This is a genomic window from Amycolatopsis orientalis, assembly GCF_000943515.2.
Taxonomy (GTDB): domain Bacteria; phylum Actinomycetota; class Actinomycetes; order Mycobacteriales; family Pseudonocardiaceae; genus Amycolatopsis; species Amycolatopsis orientalis.
The window spans coordinates 3415360-3431168 of the sequence record NZ_CP016174.1 but is presented as its reverse complement, the minus strand read 5'-3'; the positions used below and the strand labels follow the sequence as shown (position 1 = coordinate 3431168).

Sequence of the window (15809 nt, the reverse complement as noted above, 5' to 3'; positions counted from 1 at the left end):
ATGAAATCCCTACGACGCTGGGCGACACTGGCCACCACCGTCGGCGCCGCTCTCGCCACGGCCGTCGGCCTCGCCCCCGTCGCCTCGGCGGCCCCGGACGCGGTGCTCGCCTCGCCGTATCTGTACCAGTGGTCGGGACAGACGGACCCGATCGCCGCGATGAACGCCACCGGGGTCAAGGCCTTCACCCTCGCGTTCATCCTCTCCGACGGCGGCTGCAACCCGAAATGGGACGGCAGCCGTTCGCTCACCGGCTCCGACGCCACGATGATCGCCAACATCCGGGCCAAGGGCGGGGACGTCATCCCGTCGTTCGGCGGCTGGTCCGGCACGAAGCTGGGCTCGAAATGCGGCACCGCCACGGCACTCGCCGGCGCGTACCAGAAGGTCATCGACGCCTACAAGCTCAAGGCGATCGACCTCGACATCGAGAACACCGACGAGTTCGAGAATTACACCGTCCAGGACCGGATCCTGAACGCCATCAAGATCACGAAGCAGAAGAATCCCGGCCTGCGCGTGGTCATCACCATCCCGACCGAGGTCGGCGGCCCCAACGCGACCGGCAAACGGCTGATCAACCAGTCGAAGGTGCTCGGCGCGGGCGTCGACGCGTGGTCGGTCATGCCGTTCGACTTCTCCAGCGGTGGTGACATGGCCGGCAAGACCCGCAGTGCCGTGGACGGACTGAAGAACGTCGTGAAATCCACCTTCGGCCTGAGCGACGACGCGGCCTACCGGCGCAGCGGGCTCTCGTCGATGAACGGGAAGACCGACGTGGCAGGCGAGACCGTCAGCGTCGCCGACTTCCGCGCGATCCGCGACTACGCGGCGAGCAAACATCTCGCCCGGCTGTCGTTCTGGGCGGTGAACCGCGATTGCAACAACTGCGCGGGAATCGCACAGGGCAAGTACGACTACACCAAGATCGTGGCGGGGTACACCGGCTGACGAAAAGGCCTCGTGAGTGGGGATGACGGTTAGAACCGTCATCACCACGCACGAGCCGGTACACGTTCTTTAACGGCCACAGTCCGGGGCGGTGTTCAACGGACGTCCTCGCGACCACACGAGGTCGACCGGATGCACGGATCCGTCCGGCGCGATGGACAGGATCGGCAGCGCCTTGTCGAGCTGGTTCCCGGTCGCCTGGTCGAAGGCGACGAATCCGGTGGCGCCGGGCACCGAGGAGTTGCAGTCGATGCCGCGCAGCACGTTCGGCACCGAAACCGGATCCGCCGACACGTTCTGCACCGCCGCCTCGACCGCCGCAGCGACCGCGTCGTGTTCGATCATCGCGGCGCCGTCCCATAGTTCCCCCTTGGGGAAACCATGGGTACCGGTGAATTCGGCGATGAAGTTGTCGTAGTTCTTCTTGTACGTCGGATAGGCCGGATCGGCGGTGAACATGTCCCACTGGTCGGGATAGGCCAGCGCCGTGTAGCGGAGCCGGACGGCGATGTCCTTGTCCAGCGGCAACGGATTGCCGGCGAGGGTGCTCGCGTCGTCCCCGGTCATCACGGTGACCGAGTCGAGCCCTTCGCAGGCGCCGTCCCCGGCGAGCGCCGCCACGAGGGCGCCGAGATCGAGTCCTCGCCCGGCGAAGTAGATCAGATCGGGTTTGGCCCCGCAGATGTCGTTGTGCCATCTGCTGAACAGTCCCCGCAGATAGGCCTCGCGCGAGGTGTCGGCGAGCGGTTTGACGTCGTAGGTCTTCGTGAAGATGACAGGGACCTTCGACGCGCTCTTGAAGGCCTCGGCGAGCGTGGTCGCGTAGGTGTCCTCCTTGCTGACACCCTGGATCATCATCACGCGACGGAAGCCGTGCGCCGAGATGTACCCCGCGGCGGCGCGCGCCTCGTCGGTGTTGGTCGGGCCCACGCGGAAGAAGTTGTCGATCCGCGAGCCCTTCGGGTCGGTGTTCATGTTGTCCGCGGTGACCGTGGCGCCGATGGAGGCGATGCCGTGCTGGGACAGTTCGGCCACCAACGCCCGGCTGTTCTCCGAACTGGTGCCGATATCGGTCACCGCCACGATCCGCTGGGCGGCGGCCGCGGCGATGATCTCGTCGGCGACGACGCGCCAGTGGTCGGCGTTGCTCCCGTAGTTGGCCAGCAGGAGCTTGATCCCCGGCGGTCCGTTCTTCGGCCAGGCGGCGGTGATCGCGCCCTGGATCTCGCGCCGGACGAACAGGAACGGCTGGCTGTCGACTTTCGGATCCGGGGCGAGGTTCTCCAGCACCACGATGGTCTTGAAGTTCTCGCCCGCCGCGTCGTTGCGGGCCTTGATGAGCTTTTCCAGCGGGTCGAGCGGATCGTCGTCCCGCAACGGACCGGAATCGAGGTTCAGTCCGACGCAGACGTACGACGAGCCGACCGACTCCTCGTCCGCGTCCACCGCGCTCAGCCCGGTGCCACAGGACTCCCACGGTTTGAGTCCCACCAGCACGGCGCCCACCAGCACGACCACGACCGCGATCAGCAGCGCGCGGTGACGGTGTGCCCAGCCGCGGGGGCGCACCGGCGGGCCCGTCGCCGCGCGTTCGCGGGCACGGGACATACGGGTTCTCAACGCGTCGAGCCAGGACATGACGGTATTCCGTTCGGGTTCAGGGGAATTCGCCGCGACGGGCGAGGTCTTTGGCCGACACGAGCGCGCCGACGTCGGGACGATGCGAGGTCGTGGCCAGCGCGGCGAAGGCGTTCGCGATCACCTGGTGCTGGTCCTGCCCGCGGACCGCGAACGGGTTGGCGGCCAGCCGGCCCGCCGCGATGAGCCGGGCGACGTTGTTGCGGATCTCGGACCGGCCGGTGGGATGGAGTTCGGCGTCGACGTTGACCAGCTCGTCGTACAGCTCCGCGTGGTACCGCTCGGGCGGCAGATCGTCCGGCGCGTTCAGGACCAGTTCGAGTTTCGCGACCCACTCCGCATGCGGGATCCGGTTGAACTCGTGCTCGAAGAAGGTGACCACCTCGCTGATGTCGCCCAGCGCGAGGTTGCAGTAGGCCAGGCGCACCGGGTCCTGCGCGGTGTCCGGATCGTCGCGCAGGGCCTTGAACTGGCCGGTGTAGGTCGGCCCGTCCCCGTCCCCTCGCCGGGCCAGCGCGGACACCAGGTTCGCCGCGATCCACGGATGCAGGGCCGCCTGGTCGTCGGTCGTTCCGGCCGAGTTCTTCGCCGTCACCCACAGCGCGGTGCGCAGTTCGGTCAGGATCCGCCCGACGTGCGGCTGGGCGATCCGGCTCTGCGCGGCGTCCGGGATCAGCCAGGGCGCGGTCGCGAACGGGGCCGCGGTCACGAAATCGTCGATGTGGACGTCGTCGAGATGCTCGGTCAGCTTCAGTTCGGTCAGCCTGCGATAGCAAGGATCCTGCCCGCCACGGGGATCGGTGGTGAGCACGCCGCGGTCGCCTTCCCGCACGTCGCTCGTCCGCAACTGTCCGGCGAGCTGCTCGACCGCCGAGGGCAGTCCACCGGTCGCCCGGTGCGCGAGCCCGACCTTCGGGGTCCCCGCGCCGGAATCGAGGACGCGCGCGATCAGCCCGATCGGCTGAGCCGCGAGCCGGACCGGGTAGTAGGGCGATTCGAGCACACCAGGCCCCGGATTCGCCCAGGCGTCATACGAGGCTTCCTCGCAGTCCGCCACCGGCCGGACCGTGGGCGGCGCGCCGGACACGGGTTTCCACGGCGCCAGCCAGGCGATGCCCCAGTCGTCGTGCCATCGCCCGCTGGTGGCGATGACCAGCAGCGCGTCGTGCGCCTCGCGGTCGTTCGGATGCTGGACGGCGAAGCGTTCCCGTGCCGTGATCAGGTCGGCGAGGAATTCGGTCCCGCCGGCGTGGTCGACGTCGTCGAGCGCGATCACCCAGTTGTGCCAGTGCCTGCGCCGCGGCGAGATGTCGCAGGCGCAGGGGCTCTTCTCCTCCGGCTTGGCCATCCGTGGATGGTTCTCCCGGACGTCGCCGAGGAACGCCGCCATCAGCCACTCGGTGACCGCCTTCGCGTCACGGGCACTGCCGTGCGCGAGCCGGTTGAGTTCGAGCAGCGCGTCGAACGGCGTCCTGCCCTCGGCGTTCGGGAAGTCGGCGAGTGACCGCAGTGCCTTGCCGAGCCTCGGCCGGATGTTGCGGACCAGATGCGGGAACGTCTGGCGGAACACCGCCGCGTACGACGGCTCGACGAGACCGGTCGCCTTCGCCGTCTCGGTCAGCGTGTCGAGCACCGCGTCCATCGACGGCGTCCAGCGGATCCCGTGGAAACTGTTGATCAACACCTTCAGTTGACTCAGATCTTCGTCACGATTCCGGCCGGAAAGTTCCGCCTGAACTGCGATCAACGCAATAGTGAAACGAACGAACTGCGGTTTCGGGCGATTCCGCCATTTATTCGACAACGAGTAGGCCAGTTTCGTGAGCACGTCGATCGTGCTCGCCCGGCCGCCGTGCCCGAAATCGAATCCCGCGTGCACGACACCCCAGCCCAGGTCGCGGCGGATCGCCTCCAGCGCCGTGGTCTTCCCCGAACCGACCGGTCCGAGCAGCACCGTCACCGGCTGCGGGCGGGACGGATCCCCCGTCTCGCGGTTGATCAGCATTCTCCGGGCGAGCTGCACCGCGGGAGAATGTCGGCCCACACTCATTTTTCCTGTTCAGCCCCTAGCAGTGATCCGGAAGGGAAAGAGAGTGCGGACCATCGTAGGTACTTGATCGGGGCCGGAACACCGGAAAAGTCAGAGCAGACACGAAAGGACGAAATCCGGCATGAACTGTAATTCTTGATCGACGGTCAGCGATAGCGCCGATCACCCGAATGGCGCTACCCGCCCCATTGCGGCTGACGGCCGCCCGGATGACCACCGCGATATCCGCCGTAGTACCAGTCGCGGTACCAGTCGTAGTACCCATCGTTGTCGTGACGGCCGGCGCGCGGATCCTGCCGTTCTTCGGAAGGCGCGGGCGCCGGGGTGGGAGACGGCGTCTCCGTGCCGTGCATCGACGCGGTCAGCGGCGGCGGGGGCGCGACACTGCCACCCGACGGTCCCGACGGGACAGGCGAAGGCACCGCGTCGTCCGGGAATTCGACCGCCTGCGGGGCGATGGTCAACGACGGCGGCGGGAGCGGCGCACCGGGAATGACCTCGGCCGGATCCCCCGGGGTGAGCCACACGGCGAGCAGGCCACAGACGACGACACCGCCCGCCGAAAGCGCGGAGATCCGCCGGACCTTCCGGCTACCGGGACCGGTGGTGTCCGGAGCCCGGTGTTTCGGCCCGCGCGGCCCCCGGCGACGGGGTGCCGCACCGGCTTCCCGCATCAACTCGCTCAGGGCGTCCCCACCGTCATCGCGGCGAGCCGTGCGTGCCATCGGCACCTCCCAACCCGGTCCGTCGCGTAGCGCGACGGCCTCATCCCGGGGTGGATCCTAGGAACGCGGCAGCCGGTTGTAAACGGGTGTGGTCCACACCGGACGGACGGGGACGAGGAGATCGTCAGGCGGCGACCGTGACGGCCAGCGCCGCCTCGCCCGCCTCGGTCAGTTCGGCGGGCACGCGGCCGGTGACGGCGGAGAGGCCGGTGGACTCGGCGGGGCGGATGTAGCCGCCGTGCGCGAGGGCGTGCGCGGTCATCTGGTCACAACAGGCGAAACCGTCGATGAAGAGATCCGGCTCGCAGCTGCACGACATCTGGGCGCGGCGGGCCGCGACCGCTCGCAGCATCGCCATGGCTCGATGGGACAGTTCGACCTCTGAACCGGACACCGGACTGGACCTCTCTCGATCAGCCACCTGAATCGGCAGCACTCACACCGTGTTATCGGCCGCTGCTCCATCAGTGTTAACAAGATCTCAGACGTTGTCGGTGACTTCTCGGTTCCGTGAGTTTTCCGTGCTTTTCGCGGGCGCCAGCGTCGGTTCCAGCACCCGCGCCCACTGGGCGACGATCTGCTTGCGGCGCTTCGTGTCATCGGTCAGCAGATTCGCCAGGCCCAGCCCGCGGGCAAGATCGAGAGTGGCCTGGACCAGCTCACGAACGCCCTGGTGGGACTCGTCGACGCCGAGAAGCTCGACGGTCACCCGGTGTGCCTCCCGGCCGACCCGCGCCTCCAGGGGCACCAGGGTCGCGCGCAGCGCCTCGTCGGTCGACGCCGCGACCCACAGGTGGAGCGCGGCGCGGAACATCGGCCCGCTGTAGAGATTGAGCACCATGTCGACGGCCCGTTCGATCCGCGACCGCCCGGAGGGCAGCTCGGCCGCGCGGGAGCGCAGTTCCACGATCTGGATCTCCCCGACGTGCTCGACCGCGGCCGCGACCAGGTCCTCCCTCGTCGGGAAGTGGTGCTGCGCGGCACCGCGCGAGACCCCGGCGCGTTCGGCGATCAGCGCGACGGTGGTCCCGTTCCAGCCCAGCTCGCCGATGGTCTCGACGGCGGCCTCGACGAGCCGCCGCCGCGTGGTGCGGCTGCGTTCCTGCTGCGGTTCGCGGATCATGGCCCTGATTCCGGGGTACGGCCTTCGACCCAGAAATCGAGCTGCAGGTCTTCCTCCCGCTCACCGATGCGGTACTTCGAGAAGTCCGTGACCCCTTCGGCGGCGAGCACCTCGTCGTCGAGGTAGAAGTTCCCCGTCGCCTCGCGGCTCGGTTTGGTGAGGATCGCGTGCGCCGCGTCCGCCATGATCTCCGGCGTCCGCGACTTCGCCGCCAGTTCGCTGCCGACGACGTTGCGGATCGCCGCGGTGTCGATCGTGGTCCTCGGCCACAGCGAGTTCGCCGCGATCCCGTACTGCCGCAGTTCCGCGGCGAGCCCGACGGTCACCAGGCTCATCGAGTACTTCGCGATGCTGTACGCGAGATGCCCGGCCTGGAACCACTTCTCGTCGAGGCTGATCGGCGGCGACAGGGTCAGGATGTGCGCGTTCTCCGCCAGTTTCAGGTATGGGATGGCGAGTTTCGACAGCAGGAACGAGCCGCGTGCGTTGATGTCCTGCATCAGGTCGTAGCGCTTCATGCTGACCGATTCGGTCGGGGTCAGGTCGATCGCGCTGGCGTTGTTGAGCACGATGTCGATGCCGCCGAACTGCTCCGCGGTCCGGGCGACCGCCGCCTCGACCGAGGTGTCGTCGCGGACGTCGCCGACGATCGGCAGCGCCTGACCGCCGGCGTCCTCGATCGCCTTGGCCGCGGTGTAGAGCGTGCCCGGCAGCTTCGGATGCGGCTCGGCGGTCTTGGCCAGCAGGGCGATGTTCGCCCCGTCGCGGGCGGCGCGGACCGCGATGGCCTCGCCGATCCCGCGGCTGCCACCGGAGATGATGATCGTCTTGCCGTGGAGCGTGCTCATGGTTCGCGGCCTCTCAGTAGGACCGGGGCAGGCCGAGGCTGTGCTGGCCGACGAAGTTGAGCACCATCTCGCGGCTCACCGGCGCGATCCGGCCGAGGCGGACGGCCGTGACCAGCGTGCCCAGCCCGTATTCGCTGGCGAGGCCGTTGCCGCCGTGGGTCTGCACGGCCTGGTCGACCGCGCGGATGGCGACCTCGGCCGCGGCGTACTTCGCCATGTTCGCCGACTCGCCCGCGCCGAAATCGTCACCGGAGTCGTAGAGCGACGCCGCCTTCTGCGTCATCAGCTTGGCCAGTTCCAGCTCGATCTTGATCTCGGCCAGCGGATGCGCGAGGCCCTGGTGGGTGCCGATCGGCGCGCCCCACACCTTGCGTTCGTTGGCGTAGGAGACGGCCTTGCCCAGCGCGTAGCGGGCGATACCGAGCGAGAACGACGCGCCCATGATGCGTTCGGGGTTGAGCCCGGCGAACAGCTGCGCGATCGCCGCGTCCTCCTCACCGACCAGCGCGTCGGCGGGCAGGTGGACGTCGTCGAGGAACAGGCCGAACTGCTTCTCCGGCGAGATGATGTCCATCTCGATCTGCTTGTACTCGAAACCGGGCGCGTCGGTCGGGACGGTGAACAAGGCGGGCTTGAGCTTGCCGGTCTTCGCGTCCTCGGTGCGGCCGACGACCAGGACGGCGTCCGCCTCGTCGACGCCGGAGATGTAGACCTTCCGTCCACTGAGGACCCAGCCGTCGGCGTCACGTTTCGCGGTGGTGGTGATCTTGTGCGAGTTCGACCCGGCGTCGGGTTCGGTGATCGCGAAGACCATCCGCCGGGTGCCGTCGGCGATCCCGGGCAGCCAGCGCTTCTTCTGCTCGTCGGTGCCGAAGCGCGAGATGACCGTGCCGCAGATCGCCGGCGAGACGACCATGAGCAGCAGCGGGCAGCCCGCCGCGGCCAGTTCTTCGAGCACCGCGGCGAGATCCGCGATCCCCGCTCCCCCGCCACCGTACTCCTCCGGCAGGTTCACACCGAGGTAGCCCAGCCGCCCGGCCTCGGCCCAGAGTTCCTCGGTCTTGAGCCCGGCGCGGGCTTGTTTGGCGTAGTACTCGTGCCCGTACTTCTTGCCGAGTTCGGCGACCGCCGCCCGCAGCGCGACGCGCTCCTCGGGTTCGGTGAAGTTCATCGCGTTCATTCGTTCTCTCCTACCACCGCGAGGATCGTGCCCACTTCGACCTGTTGTCCGACGACCACCGGGAGTTCCGTCACGACGCCGTCGGCGGGCGCCGCGATCCGGTGTTCCATCTTCATCGCTTCCAGCCACAGCAACGGATCGCCGGTCTTGACGGTGTCCCCGGCCTCGACCGCGAGCCGGACGACCGTGCCCGGCATCGGCGCCACGAGCGAACCGGCAGCGAGCGCCGCGTCGGGATCGGTGTACCTCGGCACCACGCCCAGTTCGACGGTGCCTTCCGGCGAATCGACGTACACCGTGTCGCCGTACCGGGCGACGGCGAACTTCCGCCGCACCCCGGAGACCTCCAGGACCACGCCGTCGTTCCCGGCCGAAACCAGCTCCACGCCTTCGAAACCCTCGGCGCGCAGGCCGTCCCGGCCCAGACTGTAAACGACCTCGATCTCGTCGTCCCCTTGACGGAAACGTTTGCGCTGCCCTTGCGAGCGGACATTCCGCCATCCGCTCGGCAGTCGTCCCTGCACCCGGGCGGCCGAGCGGTTCGCGGCCGCGCCTGCCAGCGCGGCGGCGAGCGCGGAAATCCGTACACTGTCCACTGTGGCCAGTGGCCGGGCCAAGGTTTCGAGCCCGTGGCGATCGAAGAACGCCGTGTCGGTCTCGCCCGCGAGGAAAGCCTCGTGCCGGAGTACGTTCACCAGCAGGTCCCGGTTGGTGACCACGCCGTGGATCTCGGCACCGGCCAAGGCCCCGGCCAGAGCGCGAGCCGCGCTCCGGCGATCCGGGGCGTAGGCGATCACCTTGGCGAGCATCGGGTCGTAGTGCACGCCGACGGTCTGGCCGCTGACGAACCCGGAGTCGAGCCGGACGCCCGGACCGACTTCGAATTCCCGCTGTGCCGTGGGAACCTCGAACCGGTGCAGGGTGCCGCTCTGCGGCTGCCAGCCCGCCGACGGGTCCTCGGCGTAGAGCCGGACCTCGATCGCGTGCCCCCGTGTCTCCGGCTCCTCGATCGGCAGGTGCGCACCCTCGGCGATCCGCAGCTGCAGCGCGACGAGGTCGAGTCCGGTCGTGGCCTCGGTGACCGGATGCTCCACCTGGAGCCGGGTGTTCATCTCCAGGAAGTAGAACCGCCCGTCCGGACCGGCGAGGAACTCGACCGTGCCCGCGCCGACGTAGTCGATCGCCTGCGCCGCCTTGCGCGCGGCGTCGAACAGCGCCTCCCGCATGGGTTCGTCGACGAACGGGGACGGCGCCTCTTCGACCACCTTCTGGTGGCGGCGCTGGATCGAGCACTCCCGCTCCCCCACCGCCCACACCGTGCCGTGGGTGTCGGCGAGCACCTGGACCTCGATATGGCGCCCGGTTTCCAGGTACCGCTCGCAGAACACCGTCGGGTCGCCGAACGCCGACGCCGCTTCGGCACTGGCCCCTTCGACGGCTTCGGCGAGTTCGCCGAGCGAGCGCACGACACGCATACCGCGGCCGCCACCTCCGGCGGAGGCCTTGACCAGCAAGGGAAGGTCGGCTTCGGTGACCTCGGCCGGGTCCAATTCGGACAGGACCGGGACACCGGCTTCGGCCATCATCCGCTTGGACTCGACCTTGGAGCCCATACTCTCGATGGCCTCCGGCGGCGGCCCGATCCAGGTGAGTCCGGCGTCGAGGACGGCGCGGGCGAACGCGGCGTTTTCCGAAAGGAAACCGTAGCCGGGGTGGATCGCGTCGGCGCCGGTCTCGACGGCCGCCTTGATCAGCAGTTCGGCGCGGAGATAAGTGTCGGACGGCGCGTTCCCCGGCAGCCGGACGGCGACATCCGCCTCGGCGGTGTGCGGAGCGTCCGCGTCCGCGTCGGAGAACACCGCGACCGTCCCGATCCCGGCGTCGCGGCAGGTGCGGAACACGCGGCGCGCGATCTCCCCGCGGTTGGCGACCAGAAGTTTCTCGATCATGCCGCTCACATCCTGAAGACGCCGAAGCCTTCGGCGCCCTTCACTGGTCCATTGTGGATCACGGACAGGCTGAGCCCGAGCACCGTGCGGGTGTCGCGGGGATCGATGATCCCGTCGTCGTAGAGCATCCCGGAGAGGAACATCGGCATCGACTCCGCTTCGATCTGGCCCTCCACCATGGCGCGCATGGCCGCGTCGTGCTCCTCGTTGTAGTCCTGCCCGCGCGAAGCCGCGGCGGCACGGGCCACGATGGACAGCACGCCCGCCAGCTGCTGCGGACCCATGACCGCGGATTTCGCGCTGGGCCAGGCGAAAAGGAAGCGGGGATCGTAGGCACGGCCGCACATGCCGTAATGCCCAGCGCCGTACGAGGCGCCCATGAGCACCGACAGATGCGGGACCTTCGAATTCGACACGGCGTTGATCATCATCGCGCCGTGTTTGATGATGCCGCTCTGTTCGTACTCCTTGCCGACCATGTAGCCGGTGGTGTTGTGCAGGAAGACCAGCGGCGTGTCGATCTGGTTGGCCAGCTGGATGAACTGCGCCGCCTTCTGCGACTCCTCACCGAAGAGCACGCCTTGGGCGTTGGCGAGGATACCGACCGGGTAACCGTGGATGCTCGCCCAGCCGGTGGCGAGACTGCTGCCGTACAAGGGTTTGAACTCGTCGAAGTCGGAACCGTCGGCGACCCTGGCGATCACCTCGCGCGGGTCGAACGGCACCTTGAGGTCGGTGGGCACGATGCCGAGCAGGTCTTCGGCGGAGTACAGCGGCTCGGCGTAGTCCGGCTTCGGCGTCGGCCCCTGCTTGGTCCAGTTGAGCCGTTTGACGATGCTGCGGCCAAGCCGGATCGCGTCCTCTTCGTCCGCCGCGAGGTAGTCGGCGAGGCCGGAGGTCCGGGCGTGCATCTCGGCGCCGCCGAGCGATTCGTCGTCGGACTCCTCACCGGTGGCCATCTTGACCAGCGGGGGGCCGCCGAGGAACACCTTCGCGCGCTCCTTGACCATCACGACGTAGTCCGACATGCCGGGCAGGTACGCCCCGCCCGCGGTGGAGTTGCCGAACACCAGCGCGATCGTGGGCACCTTCGCCGCCGAAGACCGCGTGAGGTCGCGGAAGATCCGGCCGCCGGGGATGAAGATCTCCTTCTGCGTCGGCAGATCCGCGCCGCCGGACTCGACGAGGTTGATCACCGGCAGGCGGTTCTGCGCGGCGATGTCCGCGGCACGGTAGCTCTTCTTGGCCGTCCACGGATTGCTCGCGCCGCCTTTGACCGTGGGGTCGCTCGCCGAGATCATGCACTCGACGCCTTCGACCACACCGATCCCGGTGATCACACTGGCGCCCACCTGGTAGTCCGAACCCCAGGCGGCCAGCGGCGAGAGTTCCAGGAACGGCGAATCCTCGTCGAGGAGGAGTTCGATCCGCTCACGGGCGAGCAGCTTGCCGCGTTTGCGGTGCCGGGCGACGTACTTCTCGCCGCCGCCCGCGATCGCCTTGGCGTGCTCCCCGTCGATCTCGGCGAGCTTGCCGAGCATGGACTCGCGGTTGGCGGCGAACTCCTCGCTCCGCGTGTCCACGCCTGCCCTGATGGTGCTCATGCGGTGTATCCCAATCGCTTCGCGGCCAAGCCGGTGAGGATCTCGTTGGTGCCGCCGCCGATACCGAGGATGCGCACGTCACGGTAGTGACGCTCCACTTCGGACTCCCGCATGTAGCCGAGTCCGCCGTGCAGCTGCACGGCCTCGTTGACCACCCATTCGGCGGTCTCGACGGCGGTGTTCTTCGCGAAACAAGCTTCGGCGATGACCTCTTCACCCGCGACGTGCCGCTGCGCGACCTGCCTGGTGTAGCTCCGGGCGACGTCGATCTTGCGGGCCATCTCGGTGAGCTTGTGCTGTACCAGCTGACGCGAGATCAGCGGACGGCCGAACGTCTCCCGCAGACGGCACCAGTCCAGCGTCAGATCGAGCGCGCGTTGTGCGTGCGCGTACCCCTGCACGGCGAGCGAAACCCGCTCGGTGACGAACTGCGTCGCCACCTGGGCGAAACCGCTGTTCTCGGCGCCGATCAGGTTCTCGGCGGGCACGCGGACGTCCACATAGGACAATTCGGCGGTGTCCGAGCAGAGCCAGCCCATCTTCTCCAGCTTGCGGGACACGGTGAACCCGGGTGTCCCGCGTTCGACCACGATGAGCGAGAGCCCGTGGGCGCCGGATTCGCCGGTGCGGACCACGGTGGTCACGAAATCGGCGCGGCAGCCCGAGGTGATGAAGGTTTTGGCGCCGTTGATGACGTACTCGTCGCCCTCGCGCACCGCGGTGGTGCGGATCCCGGCGACGTCGGAGCCGCCGTCGGGTTCGGTGACCGCGAGCGAGCCGATCTTGGCGCCTTCCAGCGTCGGCCGGACCCAGCGTTCGATCTGCACCGGATCCCCGGCGGCCGCGATATGCGGGACGGCGATGCCGCAGGTGAACAGCGAGGCGAACAACCCACCGGATCCACCCGCGTAGTGCAGTTCCTCGGCGATGACGACGGCGTCGAGGTAGTCGCCACCCCCGCCGCCGACCTCCTCGGGGAAGCCGACACCGAGCAACCCGAGTTCCCCGGCCTTGCGGTGCAGCTCGCGCGGCAGCTCGCCCGCGCGTTCCCAGTCGTCGAGGTGCGGCAGGATCTCGGTTTCGGTGAAGCGCCGGACGGTCTTGCGCAGCTCGACGCGCTCCGGCGTGGTGAAGAGGTCGGTCACAGCAGGGCCTCCGGGATGTCGATCTCGCGGGAGCGCAACCATTCCCCGAGTGCCTTCGCCTGCGGGTCGAACCGCGCCTGCGACGCGACGCCCTCGCCGAGGATGCCTTCGACGACGAAGTTGATCGCCCGCAGGTTCGGCAGGAGATGCCGCCGGACCTCCAGCTCCGCCGTCTCCGGGAGGAGCAGCTTGAACTCGGTGACGGTGAGCCGGTGCGCGAGCCAGCGCCATGCCTCGTCCGACCGCGTCCAGACGCCGACGTTCGCGCTGCCGCCCTTGTCCCCGCTGCGGGCGCCGATCACCTTGCCCAGCGGCGCCCGGCGGATCCTGTCCTGGGTGAAGGGAGCGGGCGGTCCCGGTTCGTCCACTTCGGACAGAACCTGGGTTTCGGCGGCCTGGGCGATTTCCCGGCGCGTGCCGTCGGGGAGGACGGCGACGTGGGGGACTTCCCGCGCGTCGACGAAAGCGGCCCGGTAGACGCCGTAGGGCGAGGCCGCCGCGGGCGGGGCGGTGACATGGAAGCCGGGATAGCTCGCCAGCGCGAGTTCGATCGCCGCGCCGCTGAAGGCCCGCCCGGCGATCTCCGGATCGGCGTCCTTCACCGCGACGTGCAGCAACGCGCTCGCCCGCTGCTCGGTCTCGGCGTCCGGGTGGTCGGTCCGCGCCAAGGTCCACCGGACGTCGGCGGGCGGCCTGGCCTTGAGCGCGCCTTCGAGTTGTTCCTTGACCAGCGCGGCTTTCGCTTCGATGTCGAGTCCGGTGAGGACGAACGTCGTCTCGTTGCGGAAGCCGCCGAGACCGTTCAGACAGACCTTGAGTGTCGGCGGCGGGGGTTCGCCGGTGACGCCGCTGATCCGGACGCGGTCGGGGCCGTCCTCGGTCAGGGTCAGCGTGTCGAACCGCGCCGTGACGTCGGGGCCCGCGTACCGGGCTCCGGTGATTTCGTAGAGCAGTTGCGCGGTGACGGTTCCGGTGTTCACCACTCCGCCGGTGCCGGGGTGTTTCGTGATCACGCTGGAACCGTCGGCGGAGATCTCGGCGATGGGAAATCCCGGGACGCCGATCTCATGTTCGGTGAAGAAGGCGTAGTTGCCTCCGGTGGCCTGCGCGCCGCATTCGATCACGTGCCCGGCCACCACGGCACCGGCCAGCGCGTCGTAGTCGTCACGTGCCCAGCCGAAGTGCGCGGCGGCGGGGCCGACGATCACCGACGCGTCGGTGACCCGGCCGGTCACCACGATGTCGGCGCCGGCGTTCAGGCATTCCGCGATCCCCCACGCGCCGAGATAGGCGTTGGCGGTCAGCGTCTTCCCGAAACCGAGTTCTTCCGCACGCTGGATCAGATCGTCACCCTCGACATGCGCAACCGCGACGTCGACACCGAGTTTCCCGGCCAGTTCACGCAGCGCGTCCGCGAGCCCGGCGGGATTGAGCCCACCGGCGTTCGCGACGATCTTGACGCCCTTTTCCTTCGCCAGCGCGAGATTCTCCTCCATCTGGCGGAGGAACGTCTTGGCGTAGCCGCGGTTCGGGTCCTTCATCCGGTCGCGGCCGAGGATGAGCATGGTCAGCTCGGCCAGGTAGTCGCCGGTCAGCACGTCGAGCGGGCCACCGGCGAGCATCTCGCGGACGGCGGAGAAGCGGTCGCCGTAGAACCCGGACGCGTTGCCGATCCTGATCGGGGCCGCCGTCATGCGAACTGCCCCGGCCGCCGCCCCGCACCGGGAGGACCGGCGAAGGCCTGCGCGATCCCGAGCCATTCCTCGACGTCCTTGCCGGTGGCGACCAGGTCGGTGTCGTCGGGATGACGGCGCTGGGTGACGACGAGGCAGAAGTCGACCGCGCTCCCGGTGAGCCGCTGCCCGGCGTCCTCGGGCCCGAACGCCCAGGTGGTGCCGTCGGGCGCGGCCAGCTCGACGCGGAACTCCTCGGCGGGCGGGGCGAGCGAGTTGAGCTTGTAGGCGAAGTCGCGCGTGCGGGTCCCGAACCGGGCGATATGCCAGATCCTGGCCGTGTTCTCGTGCGGGAGACCGAGCGCGTCGAAGATGTCCTGGCCGTGGGCCCAGACCTCCATGAGCCGCGCGGTCACCATGGAGGCCGCGCTCATCGGGGGTCCGTACCAGGGGATCTTCTGGCCGTCGGGCACCGCGGCCAGCGCCTCGGCGAGTTCCGCGCGGCCCGCACGCCATTCGGCCAGCAACTCGCGGGGCGGTTTCTTCGCCCCCTCTTCGGCGCCCTTGTCGACGTAGGTCTCCCCCGTCGCGAGCAACCCTTCGATCTCGGCCTGCCAGTCGGCCTCGGAGCCGCGCGCCGCGATCAGCGCCTTCCTGTCCGTCCAGGCCAGATGGGCTATCTGATGGGCGATCGTCCAGCCTTCGGCCGGGGTCTGCCGCGCCCAGTCCGACGCGGGCAGTTCCGCCACCACGTCGTCGATGGCCTGTGATTCCGCCGCGAGATCCCCAAGGATCACGCCAAGGTCAGCCATGCCCGCCTCCTCGCGTCCTCCCCAGGCTGGCACCCACGCCCGAAAAAAGCAAGCACGCCTGATTGTTTTACTCGCCCACCCGGCCGCTCGCTCGCCCCCTCCGCGTTCAGT

General features: G+C 68.8%; 13 protein-coding genes. 1 reads left to right on the top strand and 12 read right to left on the bottom strand.

The window, feature by feature from the left end:
- Entirely contained in the window at positions 1–951 is a 951-nt protein-coding gene (locus SD37_RS15385; protein ID WP_044850297.1) for a chitinase, read from the top strand.
- A 69-nt stretch (positions 952–1020) separates the two neighbouring features.
- On the opposite strand, the gene SD37_RS15380 is transcribed toward SD37_RS15385, so the two are convergent.
- The 12 genes from SD37_RS15380 to SD37_RS15325 form a co-directional block, all read right to left on the bottom strand.
- The gene (locus SD37_RS15380) at positions 1021–2589 is read right to left on the bottom strand and encodes an ABC transporter substrate-binding protein (protein WP_236725376.1); all 1569 of its coding nucleotides are present in this window, start codon (positions 2587–2589) and stop codon (positions 1021–1023) included.
- Between the two features lie 19 nt (positions 2590–2608).
- Positions 2609–4612: a CobW-like GTP-binding protein gene (locus SD37_RS15375; protein WP_236725375.1), complete on the bottom strand. Its 2004-nt coding sequence runs from the start codon at positions 4610–4612 to the stop codon at positions 2609–2611.
- 203 nt (positions 4613–4815) lie between these two features.
- Complete coding sequence (locus tag SD37_RS15370; RefSeq protein WP_236725374.1) at positions 4816–5364, bottom strand: hypothetical protein; 549 nt, start codon at positions 5362–5364, stop codon at positions 4816–4818.
- A 124-nt stretch (positions 5365–5488) separates the two neighbouring features.
- Positions 5489–5758 carry a hypothetical protein gene (locus SD37_RS15365; RefSeq protein ID WP_145926633.1) on the bottom strand — a complete coding sequence of 90 codons (270 nt, stop codon included), beginning with the start codon at positions 5756–5758 and terminating at the stop codon, positions 5489–5491.
- An 87-nt stretch (positions 5759–5845) separates the two neighbouring features.
- The gene (locus SD37_RS15360) at positions 5846–6487 is read right to left on the bottom strand and encodes a TetR/AcrR family transcriptional regulator (RefSeq protein ID WP_044850301.1); all 642 of its coding nucleotides are present in this window, start codon (positions 6485–6487) and stop codon (positions 5846–5848) included.
- Positions 6484–7335 carry an SDR family oxidoreductase gene (locus tag SD37_RS15355; RefSeq protein WP_044850302.1) on the bottom strand — a complete coding sequence of 284 codons (852 nt, stop codon included), beginning with the start codon at positions 7333–7335 and terminating at the stop codon, positions 6484–6486. Before SD37_RS15355 ends, SD37_RS15360 begins: the two co-directional genes overlap by 4 nt.
- A gap of 13 nt (positions 7336–7348) precedes the next feature.
- Positions 7349–8515 carry an acyl-CoA dehydrogenase family protein gene (locus tag SD37_RS15350; protein WP_083254969.1) on the bottom strand — a complete coding sequence of 389 codons (1167 nt, stop codon included), beginning with the start codon at positions 8513–8515 and terminating at the stop codon, positions 7349–7351.
- Positions 8512–10464, bottom strand: coding sequence for an ATP-binding protein (locus SD37_RS15345; RefSeq protein ID WP_044850524.1), 1953 nt, complete (start codon positions 10462–10464; stop codon positions 8512–8514). Before SD37_RS15345 ends, SD37_RS15350 begins: the two co-directional genes overlap by 4 nt.
- Before the next feature lie 5 nt (positions 10465–10469).
- Positions 10470–12068 carry an acyl-CoA carboxylase subunit beta gene (locus SD37_RS15340; RefSeq protein ID WP_044850303.1) on the bottom strand — a complete coding sequence of 533 codons (1599 nt, stop codon included), beginning with the start codon at positions 12066–12068 and terminating at the stop codon, positions 10470–10472.
- Positions 12065–13213 carry an acyl-CoA dehydrogenase family protein gene (locus tag SD37_RS15335; RefSeq protein WP_044850304.1) on the bottom strand — a complete coding sequence of 383 codons (1149 nt, stop codon included), beginning with the start codon at positions 13211–13213 and terminating at the stop codon, positions 12065–12067. The genes SD37_RS15340 and SD37_RS15335 overlap by 4 nt, the downstream gene beginning before the upstream one ends.
- Positions 13210–14907 carry an acyclic terpene utilization AtuA family protein gene (locus SD37_RS15330; protein WP_044850305.1) on the bottom strand — a complete coding sequence of 566 codons (1698 nt, stop codon included), beginning with the start codon at positions 14905–14907 and terminating at the stop codon, positions 13210–13212. Before SD37_RS15330 ends, SD37_RS15335 begins: the two co-directional genes overlap by 4 nt.
- Complete coding sequence (locus tag SD37_RS15325) at positions 14904–15698, bottom strand: TIGR03084 family metal-binding protein (RefSeq protein ID WP_044850306.1); 795 nt, start codon at positions 15696–15698, stop codon at positions 14904–14906. Before SD37_RS15325 ends, SD37_RS15330 begins: the two co-directional genes overlap by 4 nt.
- Positions 15699–15809 lie beyond the last annotated feature (111 nt).

Excerpts from the sequence above, each read along its gene's own strand:
- SD37_RS15350 (WP_083254969.1), bottom strand. The coding sequence starts at position 8,515 with ATGAACGCGATGAACTTCACCGAACCCGAGGAGCGCGTCGCGCTGCGG.
- SD37_RS15355 (WP_044850302.1), bottom strand. The coding sequence starts at position 7,335 with ATGAGCACGCTCCACGGCAAGACGATCATCATCTCCGGTGGCAGCCGC.
- SD37_RS15370 (WP_236725374.1), bottom strand. The coding sequence starts at position 5,364 with ATGGCACGCACGGCTCGCCGCGATGACGGTGGGGACGCCCTGAGCGAG.
- SD37_RS15380 (WP_236725376.1), bottom strand. The coding sequence starts at position 2,589 with ATGTCCTGGCTCGACGCGTTGAGAACCCGTATGTCCCGTGCCCGCGAA.
- SD37_RS15325 (WP_044850306.1), bottom strand. The coding sequence starts at position 15,698 with ATGGCTGACCTTGGCGTGATCCTTGGGGATCTCGCGGCGGAATCACAG.
- SD37_RS15330 (WP_044850305.1), bottom strand. The coding sequence starts at position 14,907 with ATGACGGCGGCCCCGATCAGGATCGGCAACGCGTCCGGGTTCTACGGC.
- SD37_RS15385 (WP_044850297.1), top strand. The coding sequence starts at position 1 with ATGAAATCCCTACGACGCTGGGCGACACTGGCCACCACCGTCGGCGCC.
- SD37_RS15345 (WP_044850524.1), bottom strand. The coding sequence starts at position 10,464 with ATGATCGAGAAACTTCTGGTCGCCAACCGCGGGGAGATCGCGCGCCGC.
- SD37_RS15340 (WP_044850303.1), bottom strand. The coding sequence starts at position 12,068 with ATGAGCACCATCAGGGCAGGCGTGGACACGCGGAGCGAGGAGTTCGCC.
- SD37_RS15360 (WP_044850301.1), bottom strand. The coding sequence starts at position 6,487 with ATGATCCGCGAACCGCAGCAGGAACGCAGCCGCACCACGCGGCGGCGG.